This is a genomic window from Pseudoalteromonas sp. 2CM39R (assembly GCF_023161845.1).
The window spans coordinates 33815-54852 of record NZ_JALNTM010000022.1 but is presented as its reverse complement, the minus strand read 5'-3'; the positions used below and the strand labels follow the sequence as shown (position 1 = coordinate 54852).

Here is a 21038-nt window from a genome sequence, read left to right as displayed (position 1 = left end):
TTACCTCAAGTAGTGGCTTGCATCTTCTGCTTGGCGAATACAGTTGATTTCGCCATGGTGTATAACATATTCACCGGCCAGTTCATGGCACAAAAAGTACGGCATACTTTCGGTAAAACCATAAGCACCGCATTGACTAAACACCAGCCAGTCATGTTCATTTAAATCGCTCGGTAATTGGTGCTCCCCTAAGCAATCCAGCGCTGTACATAATGGCCCATATAGGCTCATTGCTTGGTTTGCTGCGTTTGAATCACGTAATAAACGCGCAGGAAAGTCTTGATTAGTAACCGCAGGGCGCAATAAGTGATTAATACCGCCGCTCATAATTACCTGCTGTTGGCCGTAGTTTAATTTGCGCTCAACCACCGGTGTGGCGTAGTGGCCGCATTCGCCTACAGCATAGCGACCTAGTTCCATCCACAGCTCTTTAACACCCGCATCGCGTTTAATCTTTGCAAGGGCTGCTATTAATGCATCCCAGCTTAAAGTCGGGTCATTAAGGGTGTAAGGAATACCTAAACCGCCACCTAAATCTAAAATATTCAGGTTTATATTTAAGTTATTAGCAAGGACTGTAAGTGGTGTAATCATTTGCGACCACAGATCTGCAAGTTTGTCGCTGCTGAGCATGTTACCCCACTGAAAAATATGTAGGCCATCAAAGCTCAATGCTGTGTAGTTTTTAGTATTTAGCGATTGCCATTCATCGCACCCTAAGCCAAATGGAGTAAGGCTATCACCACCAAGTGGGTTTTTATCACCCTCGGGCCAGCGTAATTGAACGCGCAGTAATACTTGCAACTGGCACTGCTGGGCATTGGCTTGTTCGTTTAACCAACGCACCTGATTAAGACTTTCTGCCACAAAGGTGCGTACGCCACGTGCAATAAAATGTTTAATTTGTTTTGGGCTTTTAGCAGGGCCCGTGTTGAGCACGCGCTCGCTGTTAATTCCTTGGGCAAGTACTTGCTCAAGCTCGCCTTTACTTGCAACATCAAAGTTAAAACCAGCGTTATCTAAACTTTGTATCACTTTAGATAGGGGATTGGCTTTAACCGCATACCAAAGCTTTACTTCGGTTTGCGCCACTAAGTGCGCAAGGTGCGCATCTAGTGAGTCGAGGTCGTAGACAAAAAATGGAGTATCGAGTTTACTCGAAAGCTCATCAATAGCGCTTTTAACGGGCGTGCTCAAAAAGGTCATTAACGTAAAACCTCTTCAAGCAATAATGACGCGTCACTTTGCTCGTCCCGGTATTTAACAATTAAGGCACACGACATACTCAAGCCTTGAGCACGCGCCCAGTCGTTTGACGCAGGGCGAGAGCCTGGGATCACAATCGCGTATTCAGGGATTGCTTCGCCTTTATCAAGCTGACGCTCATTAACGCAGTCATAAACAGGGATGGTTGCAGATAAGCGAACACCTGGGGCTAGTACCGCGCCTTTTTTAACTACCACGCCTTCAACAATCACACAGCCTGCACCAATGAATGCATCGTCTTCTATGACCACAGGGCTTGCGCCAATGGGCTCAAGTACCCCGCCTAATTGTACCGCGGCGCTCAAATGAACATTTTTACCCACTTGCGCACATGAGCCAACCAATGCGTGGCTATCTACCATAGTCCCCTCGTCAATAAAGGCGCCAATATTTACATACGCAGGTGGCATAATAATAGTGCCTTTGGCAACATGTGCACCACGGCGCACACTTGAACCACCTGGCACCATGCGAACGCCTGCTGTGGCTTCAAAGCATTGCGGCGCTAGATTATGTTTATCTACAAAGCCACCAGGAAACTCCATGTTAGTGCCGTTTTTAAATGCCTCTAAAATGCCTTGCTTTACTTCTACGTTAGCGTGCCATTGGCCGTTTTCGTCTTGTGTTGCTGCGCGAACTGCGCCCGTTTCTAAATTATTTAATAGTTCTAACCAGCTCATTATAAAAACCTGTATTTAATGCCAAGATAAAATGGTGTTGTTTGCCGATGAAATGTCATCTGTGTATGTCAGCTCAAGGTGTGTTAAAGGTGGACGTAAATGCGGACTGCTAATACGCCCTTGTAAATGCATTAACACTTTGACTGGGATAGGGTTTGCTACTGAAAATAAGCTATTGATAGCGCTAGACCACTGGACAAAAAGATTAGGGTGTTGGCCGCTTAAACTGCGCTTTACAAACTCATGGGTTTGCACTGGCCATGCATTGGCTGCAACCGACACTAAACCTTTTGCACCTGCTTGGGCAAAATACGGCATGAGGGCATCGTCACCACTAAAAATGGCTAATTCAGGCGCTGCTTGTCGATAGGCTTCAAATTGAGAAATACAGCCACTGGCTTCTTTGAGTGCCCATAAATTTTTATGTTGTTTGAGGTTTTCAATGGTTGCAATGGGAATGCTAACCGCACTACGTCCTGGTACGTTATAAAGCATACAAGGATGAGAACTGGCATTGAGCAGGCTTTCAAACCAATGGGTTTGCCCCACTGCACCGGGTTTGGCGTACAAAGGCGAGCCAAGTAAAAAACCATGAATAGGCAGTTGGTTGCAGTAGTTAACCCATTCAAGCTGCTGCTTTAAGTTACTACCACCGACTGCGACCATAAGCGGGACGCTCGGCTGTAATTGGCAAACATGCTCTACGATGGCTTGCTGCTCTTTTAGGGTCAGGGCTAACCCTTCGCCAGTGCTACCAAGTAATAAAATGCCGTTGTTAGCGGCTTCTTGTTCGGCCACCAAGGTGTCTAAGGTTGCGTAATCAACTAGGCCATTTTGATCAAATGGGGTGATCAGCGCAGTCCATAAATGGAAATTGTTAATATTGAAGTTGTTGATCATCTCTCACGAACTTATAGGGCATTCGTCGAGTTATTGGCGGGTATATAGGGTGCCTGACTCTTTGAATGTATTTATAATTCGAAGAGCGAATGGGCTTAAATAATAGGGCGCACGGCCTTATTATACTAAGACCAGAAGCTCTCCACCAAATATGTTATTGGTGACAGTCGCTAGGATTCAACCTAGTCGCCCGAAGTAATCTTTCACAAAAAAGTGTTACCTCTCGGCGTTAATTCCCCTCACGTATGCTCAATGGAGTTTGCGCTCCTAACATACGCTACCTGAATAACGCACCTCTTCCAGCCCTTTGCATTTGCTATTGAAAAATCAATTAGCAAATACAATGTAATAGGGTAAGTGTGGCGATTAAACCACTTTAGCCGTCTAGGTGTCAAGTGACTAAATACAGAATAGTTCATCGATAATAGCAACGGTTACGTATTGGCTGCTTTTCTCGTAAACTAGTTTCATGGTCGAAGTAAGGTATTAAGCAGATGGAAAAATTTAGCGATATTTATAAGCGTGCAGTGGAGCGAAAGGGCTCTGAAAAAATGCTTAAATTGTTACTCGAAAAACCTTTATCAACAAAGCAACTCGTCACATTAAGTGATGATGATTGGCTAGAAGAATTTACTCGGAAAGTTTTTCAAAGTGGTTTTTATTGGTCGGTGATCAACAGTAAGTGGGCCGGATTTAGAGAGGTTTTCTGGGATTTCAGTGTTGAAAAATTATTGATGATGCCACCAGACATGTTAGAACAAAAAGCCAGTGACGAACGGATTGTGCGCAATTATAAAAAAGTAAAAACCATTACTGATAATGCGTATATGATCCACGAAGTTGCAGAGCAACACGGCAGCTTTAGTCAGTTTATTGCTAACTGGCCAAGTGAGGATATTATTGGCTTGTGGGCATATTTAAAAAAGCATGGTGCAAGGCTTGGTGGTAATACCGGCCCTTATGCACTGCGCGCCTTAGGAAAAGATACTTTTTTACTTTCAAGAGATGTAGAAAGCTATTTGCGTGCACATAAAATTATAGATGGTGGATTACAAACTAAAAAGTCACTAAGTGCGGCGCAGGCATTCTTTAATGAACTGCAGCAGCAAAGCGGCTTAAGCATGCAAGAGCTAAGCTTAATTGTCGCTTATGGTGTAGGCGACAATCGCGTAGGTATCAGCCAAAAACAATAGGATTAAACATGAAATTAGTGCCAAGGTATACCGATATTGGTGAGGGGTTTGCTATTAGCGATCATCCAGCCAAGGTGATAGCGCCACAGTTATTGTTATGGAATGAGCCCTTAGCTGAGCAATTTAATATACAAGTGGATGCAGATTCTCGAGCAAATATATTCAGTGGAAATGAACCTCAAGCAGTTTCTGCAGTTGCATTAGGGTATTCGGGTCATCAGTTTGGTCATTTTTCTCCACGCTTAGGAGACGGCCGAGCGCATTTACTTGGCGCGATCAGTGATGATAAAAACCAGCTTTGGGATTTGCAATTAAAAGGCGCTGGCGCTACGCCATTCTCGCGTGGTGGAGATGGGCGCTGTGCATTAGGACCTGCTATTCGTGAGTACGTAATGAGCGAAGCAATGCATGCGCTTGGCATTCCTACTACGCGTTGTTTAGCCGTGGTTGGTAGTGGTGAAACTGTTTATCGTAACCCGCCTCAACCTGGCGCTATTGTAACGCGACTAGCGAGTAGTCATATTCGAGTTGGCTCGTTTCAATATTTAGCTACCCAAGGCGATTTGACCAGTCTAAAAAACTTAGCCGATTTAGCCATTCAAAGACATTACCCTGAAATTAACAGCTCTGGCGCCCAGCGATACTTGGATTTTCTAGCCGCAGTGATAACCAATCAAGTTAACTTAGTCGTAAGTTGGATGAGGGTGGGGTTTATTCATGGGGTAATGAATACCGACAACACCTTAATTAGTGGTGAAACCATAGATTACGGTCCATGTGCCATGATGAACCAGTTTGATTTTGATACCGTGTTTAGCTCTATTGATAAGCAAGGGCGTTACGCATTTGGTAATCAGCCAAACATGGCGAGTTGGAACTGTGCTCGCTTAGCAGAGAGTCTAATGGCACTAATAAGTGACGACGATGAGCAAGCCGTAGCAATGCTGACACCTATCATTGCAGACTTTTCGACCCAATTTAATCAGCAATTTAGCGCTATGTGGGCACAAAAGTTAGGGCTAACAATAGCTGATGATAAAGATAATGAGCTGGTGGGAGAGTTACTAGGGCTATTAAAAGAACACCAGCTTGATTATACCAATACTTTTAATGCACTCACTGAGTCGTTAAATGGGCAAGCTGAAATACCATCAGCACTTACCTCTTGGGCACAGCAATGGCAAACACGAACTAATGAGCACAGTTATCAGGTGATGCGACAAGCTAATCCGAGCGTGATTCCCCGTAATCATATTATTGAAGATATTATTACTCAGTACACTACGCATGGGGATAGTGAGCTACTCAGTCGTTTTAGCAAAGTGATGTCGAGCCCTTACACTAGTCATGCGCAGGCCACTGAGTTTCAAACGCCGCCCGAAGATGATAAGAATTATCGTACTTTTTGCGGTACTTAAGTATGGTTTATTGCATTTTAAAATGAATATAAAAGGTCATTTTTTACCCCTGCGATGTTCATTCATAGAGCAAACTATGAACGAATGATACCATAACATCCATAAAGGCTAGTGATCGTATGGGGTTTAAAGCGATTGTTTGCTTTTTGAGCTAGTCTTTGTTCAGTAACATTTTTTATGGGCTAGTTTTATTATCCTAAGATATTGAAAAAATATATTTGCGTTAAGTATTGATTAACAAAGGCTCAGTTACTGTATAGGTAAGTTAGAAGAGCTAGCAATGCTTAGCTACATTTTTAGTTGTTAAAATGGGAAGAAAACAATGAAATTAAAATCACTTACAATTGCCATAGCGTTAGCTGCAACTAGCGCATCTACTTTTGCTGCCGAACAAGAAGGTTTTTACATTGGTGCGTTCGGTGATTACTACGATGCTTCGTGGAAAAACATGCGTGAGCAGGCTGGCCTTGACGTTAATGAGTCAACAGGTTGGGGTGCTGAATTAGGTTACCGCTTTAATGATTACTGGAGCGCACGTTTAGAATACGCAGACCTAGATTTTAATGCACATGACAAAGTACTTAACAACCGCAACGATATTGACGGCGAACGTTACGGTATCGATGCGCTTTACCACTTTGGCGGCGGCCCTTTTTACGGTTTATTCGGTCTGAAAGACATTGATGTTGTTGATGACAACACGTTTGTAAATGCAGGTGTAGGTTACCGACACTTTGTTACAGACAACTTCTTTGTAAATGCTGAAACCAGTGTTTACCAAGGTTTAGACAAAGGCTACACAGATGTTGGCGCAAAATTAGGTATTAACTACTTTTTCGGCCAAAAATCAGCGCCAGTAGCACCAGTTGAGCCTGCACCACAACCAGAGCCAGAAATTGTTCCAGTGCCGGTAACACTTGCTGATACTGATAATGATAGCATTCCTGATGTAGATGACAAATGTGCTAACACACCGATGACAGATGCGGTTGATAGTGATGGTTGTACACTTTATGAAGATACTGAAGTAACAGTAAGCTTGTTAGTAACATTCCCTAACAATGACTCGTCAGTTTCACAGCAGTACTTAAATGATATTGACGAAGTAGCGTCTTTCTTAAAAGAGTATCCAGATACAACTGTACTTCTTGAAGGTCATACGTCTGCAGTAGGTAAAGCGTCTTACAATAAATGGTTATCTAAAAAACGTGCTGATGCAGTAGCTAAAAAGCTAATTGCTGATGGTATTGCAGAAGATCGCATTACAACAGCTGGCTTAGGCGAAGAACGCCTTAAAAATGAAGCGAATACGGCACAAGCACACGCTGAAAACCGTCGTGTTGAAGCACACGTAAAATCTATTAAACGTGTAAAAGTACTTCGTTAATAGTTTCTAATTAAGTAAAAACCCAGCTTATGCTGGGTTTTTTTATGGCTGTTAATAAGTATTCATGAAAGTTGATTTTATGAAATTCACTATTCATATTATTAATAATCGATATAACTAGTTGCCCAAGTGGATGGATTTTAATCTATGTATAAAAGCTTTATAATCGAGCGTTAGAATACTATAAGTATTGGGTTATAGTGTGTTTTGTAAACACTACCGAATACTTTCACGTCACCAAGAGGGCAATACTGTGCTACAAGAATATCGTAAACACGTAGAAGAACGTGCCGCGTTAGGTATCGTACCAGCGCCATTAGATGCTCAGCAAACGGCTGATCTTATTGAGCTAATTAAAACTCCACCGGCAGGTGAAGAAGAATTCGTCCTAGAACTACTAATCAATCGTGTACCGCCGGGTGTCGATGATGCAGCCTATATTAAAGCTGGTTTTTTAGCGGCAGTTGCAAAAGGTGAAGCCGTTTCTCCACTTCTTTCTAAAGAAAAAGCAGCTGAATTGCTTGGTACTATGCTTGGTGGCTACAATATCGCGCCAATGGTTGACCTACTTGATGACGAAGCGTTAGCGCCAATCGTAGTTAAGGGCCTTGCAAACACATTATTAATGTTTGATGCGTTTTACGATGTAGAAGAAAAAGCAAAAGCAGGTAATACATACGCCAAACAAATCATTGAGTCTTGGGCTGCCGCAGAATGGTTTACTAATAAGCCAGCTGTTGCTGAAAAGATCTCGGTTACTGTATTTAAAGTCACTGGTGAGACAAACACGGATGACTTATCACCCGCTCCAGATGCATGGTCACGTCCTGATATTCCACTTCACGCACTAGCGATGCTTAAAACAGAACGTGATGGCATTAACCCTGATAAAAACGGTGAAGTAGGTCCAGTTACCCAGCTCGAAGAATTAAAAACTAAAGGCTTACCACTTGCTTACGTAGGTGATGTTGTTGGTACGGGGTCTTCACGTAAATCTGCTACTAACTCCGTGCTTTGGTTTATGGGTGCTGATATCCCATTTGTCCCAAATAAGCGCGTAGGTGGTGTCTGTTTAGGTAACAAGATTGCGCCTATCTTTTTCAATACAATGGAAGACTCAGGTGCATTACCAATCGAATTAAATGTTGATGAATTCAACATGGGTGACCAAATCGACATTTACCCTTATGAAGGGGTTGTTAAACGTCACGGTACTGATGACGTGATCTCTACGTTCACACTTAAATCAGAGGTCATTCTTGATGAGGTTCGTGCTGGTGGTCGTATTCCACTGATCATTGGTCGTGGCCTTACAGACAAAGCACGTACATCACTAGGTTTAGGTGCAACTGACGTATTTAAAGTACCAGCAGTTACTGAAGTGTCAGATAAAGGCTTTACGCTTGCGCAAAAAATGGTGGGTAAAGCATGTAATGTTGCCGGTATTCGCCCAGGCCAATATTGTGAACCAAAAATGACCACTGTTGGCTCGCAAGATACCACGGGTCCTATGACACGTGATGAGCTTAAAGACTTAGCCTGTTTAGGCTTCTCTGCAGATTTAACCATGCAGTCTTTCTGTCATACATCGGCTTACCCTAAACCAATTGACGTAAATACGCATCATACACTTCCTGATTTCATCATGAACCGTGGCGGTGTTTCACTTCGCCCTGGTGATGGTGTAATTCACTCATGGTTGAACCGTATGTTATTACCAGACACCGTAGGTACCGGTGGTGATTCACATACGCGTTTCCCATTAGGTATTTCATTCCCTGCGGGTTCAGGTGCGGTCGCATTTGCAGCAGCAACAGGTGTTATGCCACTTGATATGCCTGAATCGATTTTGGTTCGTTTTAAAGGTGAAATGCAGCCTGGTATCACGTTGCGTGACCTCGTTCATGCCATCCCTTACTACGGTATTAAAGAAGGGCTATTAACGGTTGAGAAGAAAGGTAAAATCAACGAGTTCTCTGGTCGTATACTAGAAATTGAAGGAGTTGAGCACTTAACTGTTGAGCAAGCATTTGAACTATCAGATGCATCAGCAGAGCGCTCAGCAGCAGGTTGTACCGTTAAGCTTTCTAAAGAGTCGATCAGCGAATACCTTGAGTCTAACATTGTTATGCTTAAGTGGATGATTTCTGAAAGCTACGGTGATGTACGTACAATCGAACGTCGTATTACAGCAATGCAAGAATGGCTAGCTAACCCAGAACTAATGGAAGCGGATAAAGATGCTGAGTACAAGCATGTGCTTGAAATCGACTTAGCTGATATTAAAGAGCCAGTACTTTGTGCGCCAAATGACCCTGATGATGCGCGTTTACTATCTGACGTGACAGGCGAGAAAATTGATGAGGTATTCATCGGTTCTTGTATGACTAACATTGGTCACTTCCGTGCCGCAGGTAAATTACTTGATGGCTTTACTGGTCGTATTCCAACACAGCTTTGGGTTGCACCGCCAACTAAGATGGACAAAGACCAGCTTACGGACGAAGGTTACTACGGTATCTTTGGTCGTGTTGGAGCACGTATTGAAACGCCTGGGTGTTCACTGTGTATGGGTAACCAAGCACGTGTTGCAGATAAAGCAACGGTTGTGTCTACCTCAACACGTAATTTCCCTAACCGTTTAGGTACCGGCGCAAACGTGTTCTTAGCTTCAGCAGAGCTGGCAGCAGTAGCGGCAATTTTAGGTAAATTACCTACTCCGGCTGAGTACCAAGAATATGCAGCGAAAATCAATGCAACGGCAGCAGATACCTACCGTTACTTGAACTTCCACCGTATGCCTCAGTACACTAAAAAAGCAGACAACGTAATTATTCAGCAAGCTGTATAATTAATAGAGTTTGAATGAAAAGCCCGCTTCGCGGGTTTTTTGTCGTTTGAATTTAATTTGGATTATTCATGCTTTAATAATCTTATATTGAATTAAATTTAAGTATTATTTACTTTTTAGTTGAATAATAAAGCAAAAAATCCTCGCTATATGCATTAAAATCCCTGCCAATATTATCATTATTATAAGCAGGATTTTATGACCGCATTAAACAACCAGAATTTACTGCAACTTCGTTTTATTAACCAAGCCAACATTGATTTGGTTAAGCCTTCTTTTGATAACTTACCTGCAAACCCATATGCAGATGGTGCGTTTCGCAAACGCCGTTATTCAGTAGTTAAACTACAAAATGGTGAGCTCAATCTTCAAGCGACTAAAGCGTTTGTGCAAGACGATTCAATTAATACCTTTCAAGGTAATGTTGAACGTACTTACGAAAATTTAGAGCAAAGCTTGCTTGAGTCTGAGGGTATGAAAAGTATTGTTAGCGAATTTTGTGCGATTACCGGTATTGATGCAGAGCGTGATATTGAAATTCACCAATTTAGAATGCTTGCCATTGATAGCGATACGCCTGCGGCTCCTGAAGGTGTGCATCAAGATGGGTTTGACCATGTATGTGTATGTGGTGTTTCTCATGAAAATTTAGAAGGTGGTGAGCTATTGGTTTATGAAAACCAACAAGCTGAACCGTGTTTTAAAATGGAAATAAAAGACGGCATGTTTGCACTAATTAATGACCGTCAGGTATGGCATAACGCCACGCCAATGAACAAAATTGATGCTAACAAACCAGGTTACCTGGATTGTTTTGTACTAACTGCTTAAGAGAAATAAAATGAATTTAATGCAATTGCGCGCGCAATTTCCCGCTTTAATGCAAACGGTTGATGGCAAGTCACCGGTATTCTTAGATGGGCCAGGTGGCTCACAAGTGCCCCAGCCGGTACTGAGTGCCATGACCGCTTATTTAGGGCATTACAATTCAAACTTGGGCGGTGCGTTTTTCTCAAGTGACAAAACGGTTGAGCTGATGGCTAATGCGCGTCAAGCGGCGGCTGATTTGTTAAATGCGCCGAGTGCACAAAATATTGTGTTTGGTCCCAACATGACCAGCCTAACATTTAGCTTTAGTCGCGCGATTTCACGCGACTGGCAAGCTGGCGATGAAATTATTGTGACCAATGCAGATCATTTTTCAAATGTATCGTCTTGGCAGCAAGCCGCTGAAGATAAAGGCGCAGTGGTTAACACTGCGCTAATTAACGAAGCCGATTGCAGTTTAGATATGGCGCATTTTGAAAGCTTATTAAACGCTAACACTAAATTAGTTGCGGTTACGTATGCATCAAATACCACAGGCTCTATTAACGATATTAAACGTATTATAGAGCTTGCTCACAATGTCGGTGCATTGGTATATGTTGATGCTGTGCATTATGCCCCTCATGAACTAATCGATGTGCAAGCGTTAGATTGTGACTTTTTAGCGTGTTCTGCATATAAGTTTTTTGGTCCGCACTTAGGCATGGTTTATGGCAAAACAGATCACTTAGAAGGGTTTACACCTTATAAAGTAGAACCAGCAAAAGATGTTGCTCCAGGCCGCTGGGAAACCGGCACACAAAGTTTTGAAGCACTAGCGGGCTTTATTGCAGCGGTTGATTACATTGCGGCAATTAGCGAGCTTAATGACAGTCACTCACGCCGAGAAAAACTGCGTGTTGCGTTTGAAAAAACGAAACAACACGAGATGGCGCTTAGTGAATACTTTTTAACTCGCCTTGTTAATTACCCGCGTATTAAATTGTTTGGTATTGATGACTTAGCACGCTTAAGTGAGCGTACCCCTACGTTTGCACTGACCTTTGAAGGGTTAGAGCCTCGCCAAGTGTCTGAATTTTTAGGCAAACAACATGTATGTGTATGGGATGGTAATTTTTACGCCCAAGGTTTATGCAAACAACTTGGTGTGCTTAATAAGGGCGGCGTAGTTCGCATTGGTTGCATGCACTATAACACTCTAGAAGAAATGGACACGCTATTTAATTTGTTTGATGAGCTACTAGGTTAATCCCTTATTTATTCAATACTTTTTAAAGCCATAAGTAAAAATTACTTATGGCTTTTTTATTGGCTGATTACCTAGCTTTGTGGGGTTCCATATATTTGCTCTGCTCGATTAAACAAAACCCATGAGGTTAAAATATACTTATCATTTGATACTGGCTTATTGCCTCTATGTGTATGCGTGAAATATCCTGGAGCAACCACCATGCTGCCTTTTTTAGGGGCTATTTTACGATTTTGATAATAAAACTCGGTTTCTCCGCCTTCTTCAACATCATTTAAATAAAACATAAATAACAATACCCGATGCAGGGCTTCATTATGTTGTAACTGCGGATACACCTCACTATGCCAATACGGATAGCCCCCTTTATTGACCTCATATTTTTGTGCTTGAATATTACCGAGCCTAAAAATTTGTTGCACCAATAAAGGAAGTTGTGGTTTACCTACTTCGTCATAATTGGCATGAGTCAAATCTACCGGCTGGCCTGTTTTTGGGTGATACACTTTTAAACCAAATGCCCCAATCATCATAAAAATATGTTCTTCGATGTATTTAAAAACATACTGTGCAGTGGTTTGTTGAATATGCTTTAATTGTTCTGCGTATTCAGGATGGTTGTTTAAGTGCAGGTCGTGGCTATCTTTTTTATTAAGATCAACGCCGCCCGATGTCATCCCTTGTTTAATATGCGGGCTTTGAGAAAAGGTAGTGATAAAGTTATCACAAAAGTCACTGCTGAGCGCGTTGTCATACACGCGGATAAAGTCCGTCATGAGTTACCTGTTTAATTATTATGGATTATTATGTTTACTGAAAAAGTGATGCCGCGCTTTAGCGAAACGGATGCACTCGGACACATCAACAATACCGTACTCCCTGTTTGGTTTGAAGCCGCCCGAGTACCTATTTTTAAATTTTTTACCCCTGATCTTAATCCTCACAACTGGAAGTTAATTATTGCTAAGGTTGAAGTGTCGTTTGTCGGCGAGTTATTTTATGCCCATGAAGTGACAATTAACTCCAGCATAGAGCAGATTGGTAATAGCTCATTTGTGATCCGCCAAGAAGCCTGGCAGCAAGATAAGTGCTGTGCTATTGGTAAAACGGTCATGGTACGTTATGACTTCGCCAGCAAAACAAAGCAAATGCTTTCGACTGATGAAAAAGCTGCATTAACACAGCACCTTGTTGCAACGAGTTAATCGCAGTTTAGCTATGACTTAGTTAAATATTGCCCTAAGGCAATGACTTGTTTTTCAGTAAAGCGTAGTCCGAGCTTAGTTCTGCGCCACAATATATCTGCGTTAGTTCTTAACCATTCATGGTTAACTAAGTGTGCCATAGCTGCGCGCTATACGTTTTAAGGTGTCGATTGGTAGCCTCTTTTTTGTGGGCTCAGTATTTAATATTGGATTTTTATGTTGTGACAGCTAATTGCTATTTGTAGGTATTCTAAAAAGGTTGGCCTTGAAATAGGCCAACCATAGTACTTCTCTTTACTGACCATGTATCGATGATTGCTGAAGTTAGATTGATAAATCACGAGCTACTCGACCGCATATCTTGATTAAGCGGAAAATCCACCGTCGATCATCAAGTCAGCGCCAGTGATATAACCCGCTTCTGAGCTAGCAACGAATGCAACTAAGCTAGCAATCTCCTCAACTTGACCATAACGACCAAGTGCACCTATTGCTTTTACAGGCTCCGAAGTATCGCCATTGTCTGGGTTTAAGTCAGTATCCACTGGACCAGGAAGAATGTTATTAACTGTAATGCCTCTAGAGCCTAGATCGCGAGAGAGACCTTTAACCAATCCGGTTAGTGCAGACTTGCTCATTCCATATATAGAACCGCCAGCAAAAGGAATGCGCTGAGCGTTCGTACTACTGATATTGATTATTCTGCCGTTATTATTCATATGCTTCGCGGCTTCATGAATAGCCACAAATACACTTCGTACGTTGGTATTGATGGTCTTGTCCCAATCATCCATCGTCAAATTTTCAATACTGTCCCAGATCAGCGTACCTGAGTTGTTTACGACAATATCAATTTGACCAAGTTGTTCTATGGTTTCGCTGATTGCATTTCTGATATCTTCAGGCTTAGTGCTATCCGCCTTTATTGCGATGACTTTTTTGCTACCTTGTGAAGTTAAGTTCTCAGCAAGCGCTTTAGCTTTTTCGTGAGATGACACAAATGTAAAAGCAACAGACGCTCCCTCCAATGCCAATCTCTCAACAATGGCGGCACCAATACCGCGACTGCCACCTTGGATAAAAGCAACCTTCCCACTGAATCTATTGAAGTTATTCATTATGTTTACCTTAATTAAAATTAGTTAATGTGAATAATCTCGTTGATGTATGCAGAATAATCGATTCACATTGGTTTATTAAGTCTTTAAAATGATAAACACAAAGTCCTGTGGGGAATTAATGATGTTAAAAAGCCAATTTATAGAAGTTCGTCACTTTGTCACCGTTGCGCAGTTGGGGAGTTTTACCCTTGCGGCTCAAGCGCTTGGAATGACCGGTTCAGCTTTAAGTAAAAGCGTTGCTCGACTAGAAAAACAGCTAGGCACCAAACTCCTTCATCGAACAACTCGACGCATCGCGTTAACCAATGATGGGGATTCCTATTTAGCCGACTGCCTTAAAGCGATGACCATTTTAGAGGAAGCAGAGAAGCGCTTAAGCAATCAACAGTTATTGCCATCAGGGCGTGTGCGTATTGATTTACCCGCAGTTCTCGGTAGAAGAGCAATCCTACCCAAGTTGCTAGAATTAACGTCCAAGTTCGAGCAATTAGATCTATCTATAACCTTTAATGACCGTCCTACGGATTTAGTTAGTGATGGGATTGATCTTGCGATCCGCGTTGGGCACTTAGAAAACTCGGGCGATATTGTTGCACGTAAAATAGGGGAGCAAAAAAGGGTGATATGTGCCTCTCCCTCTTATTTAGCAACGCGAGCACCGATTACCAAAAAAGAAGATATTGCCCAACATGATTGCATCGTCGGGTGGCCTATAGGACAAAGGCATAGTTGGCTGCTGAAAAATGCTAAAGGGACAACCGAATCTGTTGATATTTCAGCACGTCATGAGATAGCCGACTGTGAAGGTATTTTGCAATCGACTTTATCTGATGCAGGTTTAGCTCAACTACCAGTATGGTTAGTGAAGCAATACCTTGATGATGGGCAATTATGCCCTGTATTAGAGAAATTCAATGGCGAAGGAGCACCCATCAGTATTGTTTGGCTAAAAACACCTTACATTATGCCTAAAATAAGAGTCATCATAGATGAGATTATTACTTTAGCTAGCCGTCATCCAGATGTTTTTGAGGCTTCTTTGTGATTTTGATTAATCGAAGTACGACATTGCAGGTACTTTTAGTATTATTGTGTGCGCCCATAAGTATTCTTGTGTTTACTTGCTCACTCTTGTCGTCAGTGCTATTGAAAAGTCTAACTTGTTCAATGCAATACAATGTAGCCATTTTGCGTATAAATCGTTGCGCTCTTCACTGCTTATACTTGGTTCAAAGCGACGAACGCTTGGCAAGCTGCGCAGTTGATTCATACACCTCAGTTTGTAATCCTGCTAAGTAAGTCACCCCCAGTGAGGTGGTTTCGGTTAAAGTAAGGCGCTCACTCATCACAGCACCTTGTTGCAACGAGTTAATCGCAGTTTAGTTGTGGCAAGCAGGATGTTTAGTCAAATATTGCCCTAAGGCAATGACTTGTTTTTCAGTAAAGCGTAGTCCGAGCTTAGTTCTGCGCCACAATATATCTGCGCTGTTTTTTGCCCATTCATGGTTAACTAAGTAATCAACTTCTTGTGCATATAAGCCATGACCAAAGTGATAACCTAAATCGCCGATTGCTTGGCTTTTACCCAATAATTGAAAACTAAGCGTACCATAGCTGCGAGCCATACGTTTTAAGGTGTCGGTTGGCAGCCAAGGATAGCTGCTTTCTAACTGAGCGATAAGGTATGCTTGGTTACTAAAGTCGCCGCCTGGTAAAGGGGTGTTTTTCGTCCACGAGCCACTCATTTTTGGGTAAAAAGGCGCTAACTTATTGACGGCATTTTCTGCAAGCTTTCTATAAGTGGTAATTTTGCCACCAAACACGCTTAATAATGGGGCGTGATCAGCTTCATTATTTAATATCAGTTTATAATCGCGGGTGACAGCTTGGGCATCTGTTGATTTGTCATCTAACAGCGGGCGCACGCCACTAAACGTGTGCACAATATCCGCTTCGCTTATTGGCTTTTTAAAGTAATGATTAGTAATACTGATCAGGTATTCGATTTCTTGCTCACTAATTTTTACATCAGTAATATCGCCGGTGTACTCTTCATCCGTGGTGCCAATTAGTGAGTAATCTTGCTCATAAGGAATCACAAATACAATACGGTTATCCTCGTTTTGTAAAATATAGGCAACCGGCTGGCTGTGGATCCGAGGCACCACAATGTGACTGCCTTTTACAAGACGAACAGTATGTGGTGTGGGCTGGGTAAATACATCTTCAAATAATGACGCGACCCAAGGGCCTGCAGCATTTACAACACTTTTAGCTTTAATATTTAGGTGTTGCTTGCTAGCTTGCTGTTCTAAAGTCACATCCCAATAGTCTGCATTACGGGTGGCTTTAATACAGCGCGTGCGTGTTGCAATTGTGGCGCCCAAATTATGCGCTGCTTGTGCGTTTAAAATCACTAAGCGCGCGTCATCAACCCAGCCGTCTGCGTATTCAAAGCCTTGGGTGATGCTGCTGTTAAGTACGCTATCGCGGTTAAACTCAATCGCTTTTGAAGCTGGTAAAGTATTACGCCAGGCTAGATGGTCATAAATAAATAACCCCATGCGAATCATCCATGGCGAACGCAAATGTGCTTGGTGCGGCAGTCGAAAAGACAGTGGCCACATAATATGAGGTGCTTTTTTTAACAGTACTTCACGCTCACGCAAGGCCTCTCTTACCAATCTAAATTGATAGTTCTCTAAATAGCGAAGCCCGCCATGAATAAGTTTGCTGCTATTAGAAGAGGTAGCAGAGGCTAAATCGTTCTGCTCACATAAGAGTACTTTTAAGCCACGACCACTAGCATCGGCTGCAATGCCAGCGCCATTAATACCGCCGCCAATAATGAGTAAGTCATATTCGTTGTCGTGTGCGCTCATAGATTTCCCAGTGTTTAGTCACTCTCGTCGTCAGTGCTATTAGAAAGTCTAACTTGTGCAATGCAATGTAGCCACTTTGCGTATAAATCGTTGCGCTCTTCACTGCTCATGGTTGGTTCAAAGCGACGATCGCTTTTCCACATGTTGGCAAGCTGCGCAGTTGATTCATATACCCCAGTTTGCAGGCCTGCTAAGTAGGCAACCCCCAATGAAGTGGTTTCGGTCAAGGTTGGGCGTTCAACGCTTGCGCCTAAAATGTTAGCTAAAAATGCCATGGCCCAATTATTGTTTGCCATGCCGCCATCAACCCTTAAAATACTAGGGCGAAGTCCGTCACCCTCCATAGCTTTTTGTAAATCTTTGGTTTGATAACCCACCGACTGCAAGGCAGCTGCCACAATGGTGCTAATGCCTGAGTCTCGGGTTAGGCCTAAAATAGCGCCTCTTGCATTTGCATCCCAATAGGGCGCTCCTAAGCCAGTAAACGAGGGCACTAAAAACACCCCATGATCTAAGGGAACACCTTTGACAAGGGCTTCACTTTCACCTGCGTTTTCTAATAGTTTTAGGCCTTCTACTATCCATTGCATGGTGGCACCAGCCATAAAAATGCTGCCTTCAATTGCATAGGTGGGTTTGCCGTTGAGCCGATATGCAAGAGTGGTTAATAAACGATTACTTGATTTTAGTGCTTTATCGCCAGTGTTAAGCATTAAAAAGCAGCCTGTTCCGTAGGTGCTTTTTGCCATACCTTCTTCAAAACATGCTTGACCAATTAAAGCCGCTTGCTGATCGCCAGCAATACCACAAATAGGAATTTCACTACCGAACAACTCGCTGCTTGTTAACCCAAAATCAGCCGCTGAGTCCATTACCTCAGGTAACATAGCCAGTGAAATGTCAAATAAAGCCAGTAATTCTTCATCCCAGCATTGCTGATGAATATTAAACAGTAAAGTTCGTGAGGCATTAGTGGCATCGGTTTTGTGCACTTTACCGTCGGTTAATTGCCACAATAAGTAGGTATCTACCGTGCCAAATGCTAGTTCACCTGCATGTGCTTGCTCTTTAGCGCCAGTGACGTTATCTAAAATCCAACGAACTTTGGTTGCAGAAAAATAAGGGTCGAGTACTAAACCGGTTTTATCATTCACCATTTTTGTATGCCCAGCATGACGTAAACTATCGCAATATTCACTAGTGCGTCGGTCTTGCCATACAATCGCGTTATAAATAGGTTGCCCAGTTTTTTTATTCCACACTAAAGTGGTTTCTCGCTGATTAGCAATGCCGATGGCAATTATGTCGGCGGCAGTTACTTGTTGTTGCGCTAAGAGGTTTTTGACGCTGGTTAATACAGTTTGCCAAATATCTACAGGGTCGTGTTCAACCCAACCATTTTTTACAAAGTGCTGAGGGAAGGTTTGTTGAGCACTCCCTATCACCTGTGCATCTTTGCTATATAAAATAGCCCGAGAGCTTGTCGTTCCTTGATCAATCGAGAGTAAGTATTTAGCCATAAAAAATAATGTTGTTTAATTTAGATAAAGATAGCTTGTCTTTAAGCTAAACGAATAGCAATGCTTTTGCACCATAATGGTTAAAATTATAGATTAGCAGAGGGTAGGAGAGGGAAATGATAATTAAATTTTGGCGCCTATTATTTAATAGACGCCAAGCAATAGTGATTAATTAGTACTCGTTAATTGTTGATGTAACCAATCTTTTAATACCATTCTGTCGTGCTTTAGCTGCTGCATAGCTTCGTCATCGATAGGTGAGTCTTGTAGTTCAAGTACCCGAATTTCTTTATCGATTTCATTGTATTGTTTTGCTTTAGTAGCAAAGTTTTCATCATTTGCATTGAGTTTTGCAATTGTTTGCGTGTAATCAGGAAAGTCTTTAGTTAATGAATGGTCTTCGCCTAACATAGGTTACTCCTTGTTTATACGTATTTAATGCGCTGTTGGATAATGCAGGTCACTTTACTGATAGACAGTTTGTAACTACTGAATTACTCATATAATAGAGCTTGGGCTGATTTAAAATAAATCAACCATTGCTGATTGTAAGCGAGCTATTTGTATTAGCTGAGCTGCAAAACACTGACACCTGCAAAGCCTTCAGTTAGAATATGCATGCAATAACCATCCGCCTAATTACTTTGAGTACTTTAATACATGCTTTTAATGATCGATAACTACGACTCGTTTACCTACAATTTGGTACAGTATTTTCAACGATTAGATCAAGAAGTGGTGGTAAAACGTAACGACCAAATAACGCTGAGCGAAATTAAACAGTTAAACCCCGATCATATTGTGATTTCTCCAGGCCCTAAAAGCCCAAGTGAAGCGGGAGTATCGTTATCTGTTGTAGAGCAATTTAAAGGAACTTATCCTATATTAGGTATTTGTTTGGGGCACCAAACCATTGCTCAGGTGCTAGGTGGTAAGGTGGTGCGCGCTAAACAGGTTATGCATGGAAAAACATCGCCAATTTATCATCAGCATCAAGGTATGTTTAAAGGTTTACCCAACCCGCTGACAGTGTGCCGCTACCATTCTTTAATTGTTGAAGCACACTCATTGCCTAAAGAACTAGAAGTAACAGCATGGACACAAAGTAAAACTGGGCTGCGTGATGAAATTATGGGATTGTTGCATAACGAGCTCGCACTTGAAGGCGTGCAGTTTCACCCTGAAGCAATTTTGACCGAGCAAGGCTTAGCCTTACTTGATAACTTTTTAACGCGCTTCTAGGCTTATACCTGTAAGCTATTTTCCTTTTTTGCCTTAAGATAGAGTTTATGACCGATACATTGCAGCAACAGCGAATTGTTAACGTGCTACACCAACGAGCGCATGATTTGCTACTGGGTCATAGTTTTGCTAATCAGCAAATAGGCTTTATTCATACCTTAGACCTCAATGACGGTAAACCCGTTAAAAAGCGTACCTTATTAGAAGTTGAAGTGGCCGCTCAGCAAAAGCGTCAACAAAAAAGTACTTCACATCAAAAGTTACAGGCAAAAACCAGTCAAAAATTACATACGGTTATTGAAACCGTGATGGCCAAACGTCTTGAAGACATAGATTTAGTCATCAAAGACACTGTTGGTATAGATGATAATGTGCCCGCTATACTTGATATTCTTGCAACACGCGCGGCATCGGTCGGTCGTTTAGAGCCGCTAATTAACGATTTAAACTGGCTTGGACGAGAGCTGGTTACCTTAGTTAATTTACCTTTTTATCGTAAGCAACGCAGTAAAGGCACCTCAGTCAAAGTAGATACCCCAGCATTGGCATTACGTTATTTAGGCTTAGACAACCTGCAACTGGTAGTGCCTACTTTTGCAGTGCGCCATTGGATGCCAAACAGTACCGCACCATTTCCACTATTAAAGCGCAGGTTAAAAGACAATACTATGTCATGTGCTATTGCGGCACAAACTCTAGCGCAGCTTAATGGGTTAAATCCCATGCATGCATTTACCTTAGGCATGTTATTAAATGTGGGGCAGATTGCCTTAGTGCGCTTATACTTAAAAGTGTTTGAGCAAGTATGGCAACGCAAAATACAGCGTGCTCGTGAAGAAGGTGACAAAAACCTACACACTGCGTTGTTGGAGTTAAAACCTGACCCGCTATTTTTAACGACATTGCTGAATGAAAAATCACTGCTTGTTAGCGCCAAGGTGATTGAAACCATGTCATTTAAATACTTACCCTTTAACACTGTTATGCAGCAGTTAGTGAATGGGACAGAAAAAGGTGATAGCTTATTGCCATTATCGCAAGTAATTTTAAAAGCTCGCTGCTACTCTCAGTACTTAAATTTAAAAGAGCACCAGCTTATTGAAGACGATGAATTACAAAGCTGGTTTAGCTATTATAAGTTTACAAAAAAAGAGTTAGAGACCTTACAAACAGCTAATTTTACTAATTTGGCACTTCAAATCGATTAAATCTGTTAATTTTTTTGCGACTATTCATTCACTTTAATTCTACTTATTCATGTGCAGTTGGTTTATAAGCGCTATGCTTTTTTCGTTG

19 protein-coding genes, 1 pseudogene and 1 riboswitch are annotated in these 21038 nt (G+C 42.0%); of the genes and pseudogenes, 10 read left to right on the top strand and 10 right to left on the bottom strand.

Annotation, left to right across the window (positions count from 1 at the left end; translation table 11 throughout):
- Genes MTF66_RS31610 through dapA form a run of 3 tightly spaced genes read right to left on the bottom strand, consistent with a single transcriptional unit; the run spans position 1 to position 2846 of the window.
- Positions 1–1206, bottom strand: a complete 1206-nt coding sequence (locus tag MTF66_RS31610) for a PLP-dependent decarboxylase (protein WP_248529626.1) — start codon at positions 1204–1206, stop codon at positions 1–3.
- Entirely contained in the window at positions 1206–1946 is a 741-nt protein-coding gene (locus tag MTF66_RS31605) for a 2,3,4,5-tetrahydropyridine-2,6-dicarboxylate N-succinyltransferase (RefSeq protein ID WP_109875684.1), read from the bottom strand. Before MTF66_RS31605 ends, MTF66_RS31610 begins: the two co-directional genes overlap by 1 nt.
- 15 nt (positions 1947–1961) lie before the next feature.
- Entirely contained in the window at positions 1962–2846 is an 885-nt protein-coding gene (dapA, locus tag MTF66_RS31600) for a 4-hydroxy-tetrahydrodipicolinate synthase (RefSeq protein ID WP_248529625.1), read from the bottom strand.
- Positions 2847–2973: 127 nt separating this feature from the next.
- Positions 2974–3153, bottom strand: a riboswitch (Lysine riboswitch).
- Positions 3154–3340: 187 nt separating this feature from the next.
- On the opposite strand from dapA, the gene MTF66_RS31595 reads away from it, so the two are divergent.
- From MTF66_RS31595 to MTF66_RS31570, 6 genes are all read left to right on the top strand, one after another.
- Positions 3341–4039 (top strand): DNA-3-methyladenine glycosylase I, encoded by a 699-nt coding sequence (locus MTF66_RS31595; RefSeq protein WP_055012467.1) that lies wholly within the window; start codon positions 3341–3343, stop codon positions 4037–4039.
- Positions 4040–4047: 8 nt separating this feature from the next.
- On the top strand, positions 4048–5457 hold the full coding sequence (locus MTF66_RS31590; RefSeq protein WP_248529624.1) for a YdiU family protein: 1410 nt from the start codon (positions 4048–4050) through the stop codon (positions 5455–5457).
- Between the two features lie 322 nt (positions 5458–5779).
- The gene (locus tag MTF66_RS31585; RefSeq protein ID WP_248529623.1) at positions 5780–6844 is read left to right on the top strand and encodes an OmpA family protein; all 1065 of its coding nucleotides are present in this window, start codon (positions 5780–5782) and stop codon (positions 6842–6844) included.
- 253 nt (positions 6845–7097) lie between these two features.
- Positions 7098–9695 (top strand): bifunctional aconitate hydratase 2/2-methylisocitrate dehydratase, encoded by a 2598-nt coding sequence (gene acnB / locus MTF66_RS31580; RefSeq protein WP_248529652.1) that lies wholly within the window; start codon positions 7098–7100, stop codon positions 9693–9695.
- A gap of 198 nt (positions 9696–9893) precedes the next feature.
- Positions 9894–10526 (top strand): 2OG-Fe dioxygenase family protein, encoded by a 633-nt coding sequence (locus MTF66_RS31575; RefSeq protein WP_008108423.1) that lies wholly within the window; start codon positions 9894–9896, stop codon positions 10524–10526.
- A gap of 10 nt (positions 10527–10536) precedes the next feature.
- On the top strand, positions 10537–11772 hold the full coding sequence (locus MTF66_RS31570; RefSeq protein ID WP_248529622.1) for a cysteine desulfurase-like protein: 1236 nt from the start codon (positions 10537–10539) through the stop codon (positions 11770–11772).
- Positions 11773–11843: 71 nt separating this feature from the next.
- Here the strand turns inward: MTF66_RS31570 and MTF66_RS31565 are convergent, their stop codons facing one another.
- Positions 11844–12548 (bottom strand): 2OG-Fe(II) oxygenase, encoded by a 705-nt coding sequence (locus MTF66_RS31565; RefSeq protein ID WP_010392055.1) that lies wholly within the window; start codon positions 12546–12548, stop codon positions 11844–11846.
- Positions 12549–12578: 30 nt separating this feature from the next.
- Between MTF66_RS31565 and MTF66_RS31560 the strand changes: the two genes are divergently transcribed.
- On the top strand, positions 12579–12977 hold the full coding sequence (locus tag MTF66_RS31560; RefSeq protein ID WP_248529621.1) for a thioesterase family protein: 399 nt from the start codon (positions 12579–12581) through the stop codon (positions 12975–12977).
- A gap of 11 nt (positions 12978–12988) precedes the next feature.
- Here the strand turns inward: MTF66_RS31560 and MTF66_RS38550 are convergent, their stop codons facing one another.
- On the bottom strand, positions 12989–13117 hold the full coding sequence (locus tag MTF66_RS38550) for a hypothetical protein (protein ID WP_258306477.1): 129 nt from the start codon (positions 13115–13117) through the stop codon (positions 12989–12991).
- A gap of 225 nt (positions 13118–13342) precedes the next feature.
- The gene (locus tag MTF66_RS31555; protein ID WP_138570126.1) at positions 13343–14095 is read right to left on the bottom strand and encodes a 3-oxoacyl-ACP reductase family protein; all 753 of its coding nucleotides are present in this window, start codon (positions 14093–14095) and stop codon (positions 13343–13345) included.
- Positions 14096–14219: 124 nt separating this feature from the next.
- Here MTF66_RS31555 and MTF66_RS31550 point away from each other — a divergent pair, with 124 nt between their 5' ends.
- A complete protein-coding gene (locus MTF66_RS31550) occupies positions 14220–15143 on the top strand; it encodes a LysR family transcriptional regulator (RefSeq protein ID WP_248529650.1) in 924 nt (307 codons plus the stop codon).
- Positions 15144–15266: 123 nt separating this feature from the next.
- Here MTF66_RS31550 and MTF66_RS31545 read toward each other — a convergent pair.
- The 4 genes and pseudogenes from MTF66_RS31545 to MTF66_RS31530 all read right to left on the bottom strand — a co-directional run.
- Positions 15267–15438, bottom strand: a pseudogene (locus MTF66_RS31545) (glycerol kinase); the annotation flags it as partial.
- Positions 15439–15477: 39 nt separating this feature from the next.
- The gene (gene glpD, locus MTF66_RS31540) at positions 15478–16980 is read right to left on the bottom strand and encodes a glycerol-3-phosphate dehydrogenase (protein WP_248529620.1); all 1503 of its coding nucleotides are present in this window, start codon (positions 16978–16980) and stop codon (positions 15478–15480) included.
- A gap of 14 nt (positions 16981–16994) precedes the next feature.
- Positions 16995–18500 (bottom strand): glycerol kinase GlpK, encoded by a 1506-nt coding sequence (gene glpK / locus MTF66_RS31535; protein WP_248529619.1) that lies wholly within the window; start codon positions 18498–18500, stop codon positions 16995–16997.
- A gap of 168 nt (positions 18501–18668) precedes the next feature.
- Entirely contained in the window at positions 18669–18911 is a 243-nt protein-coding gene (locus MTF66_RS31530) for a YdcH family protein (RefSeq protein ID WP_054202764.1), read from the bottom strand.
- A gap of 249 nt (positions 18912–19160) precedes the next feature.
- Between MTF66_RS31530 and MTF66_RS31525 the strand changes: the two genes are divergently transcribed.
- On the top strand, positions 19161–19742 hold the full coding sequence (locus MTF66_RS31525; protein ID WP_109875692.1) for an aminodeoxychorismate/anthranilate synthase component II: 582 nt from the start codon (positions 19161–19163) through the stop codon (positions 19740–19742).
- A 47-nt stretch (positions 19743–19789) separates the two neighbouring features.
- Positions 19790–20950, top strand: coding sequence for an HDOD domain-containing protein (locus tag MTF66_RS31520; RefSeq protein WP_010392076.1), 1161 nt, complete (start codon positions 19790–19792; stop codon positions 20948–20950).
- Positions 20951–21038 lie beyond the last annotated feature (88 nt).

Excerpts from the sequence above, each read along its gene's own strand:
- MTF66_RS31610 (WP_248529626.1), bottom strand. The coding sequence starts at position 1,206 with ATGACCTTTTTGAGCACGCCCGTTAAAAGCGCTATTGATGAGCTTTCG.
- MTF66_RS31605 (WP_109875684.1), bottom strand. The coding sequence starts at position 1,946 with ATGAGCTGGTTAGAACTATTAAATAATTTAGAAACGGGCGCAGTTCGC.
- dapA (WP_248529625.1), bottom strand. The coding sequence starts at position 2,846 with ATGATCAACAACTTCAATATTAACAATTTCCATTTATGGACTGCGCTG.
- MTF66_RS31595 (WP_055012467.1), top strand. The coding sequence starts at position 3,341 with ATGGAAAAATTTAGCGATATTTATAAGCGTGCAGTGGAGCGAAAGGGC.
- MTF66_RS31590 (WP_248529624.1), top strand. The coding sequence starts at position 4,048 with ATGAAATTAGTGCCAAGGTATACCGATATTGGTGAGGGGTTTGCTATT.
- MTF66_RS31585 (WP_248529623.1), top strand. The coding sequence starts at position 5,780 with ATGAAATTAAAATCACTTACAATTGCCATAGCGTTAGCTGCAACTAGC.
- MTF66_RS31575 (WP_008108423.1), top strand. The coding sequence starts at position 9,894 with ATGACCGCATTAAACAACCAGAATTTACTGCAACTTCGTTTTATTAAC.
- MTF66_RS31570 (WP_248529622.1), top strand. The coding sequence starts at position 10,537 with ATGAATTTAATGCAATTGCGCGCGCAATTTCCCGCTTTAATGCAAACG.
- MTF66_RS31565 (WP_010392055.1), bottom strand. The coding sequence starts at position 12,548 with ATGACGGACTTTATCCGCGTGTATGACAACGCGCTCAGCAGTGACTTT.
- MTF66_RS31560 (WP_248529621.1), top strand. The coding sequence starts at position 12,579 with ATGTTTACTGAAAAAGTGATGCCGCGCTTTAGCGAAACGGATGCACTC.
- MTF66_RS38550 (WP_258306477.1), bottom strand. The coding sequence starts at position 13,117 with ATGGCACACTTAGTTAACCATGAATGGTTAAGAACTAACGCAGATATA.
- MTF66_RS31555 (WP_138570126.1), bottom strand. The coding sequence starts at position 14,095 with ATGAATAACTTCAATAGATTCAGTGGGAAGGTTGCTTTTATCCAAGGT.
- MTF66_RS31550 (WP_248529650.1), top strand. The coding sequence starts at position 14,220 with ATGTTAAAAAGCCAATTTATAGAAGTTCGTCACTTTGTCACCGTTGCG.
- glpD (WP_248529620.1), bottom strand. The coding sequence starts at position 16,980 with ATGAGCGCACACGACAACGAATATGACTTACTCATTATTGGCGGCGGT.
- glpK (WP_248529619.1), bottom strand. The coding sequence starts at position 18,500 with ATGGCTAAATACTTACTCTCGATTGATCAAGGAACGACAAGCTCTCGG.
- MTF66_RS31530 (WP_054202764.1), bottom strand. The coding sequence starts at position 18,911 with ATGTTAGGCGAAGACCATTCATTAACTAAAGACTTTCCTGATTACACG.
- MTF66_RS31525 (WP_109875692.1), top strand. The coding sequence starts at position 19,161 with ATGCTTTTAATGATCGATAACTACGACTCGTTTACCTACAATTTGGTA.
- MTF66_RS31520 (WP_010392076.1), top strand. The coding sequence starts at position 19,790 with ATGACCGATACATTGCAGCAACAGCGAATTGTTAACGTGCTACACCAA.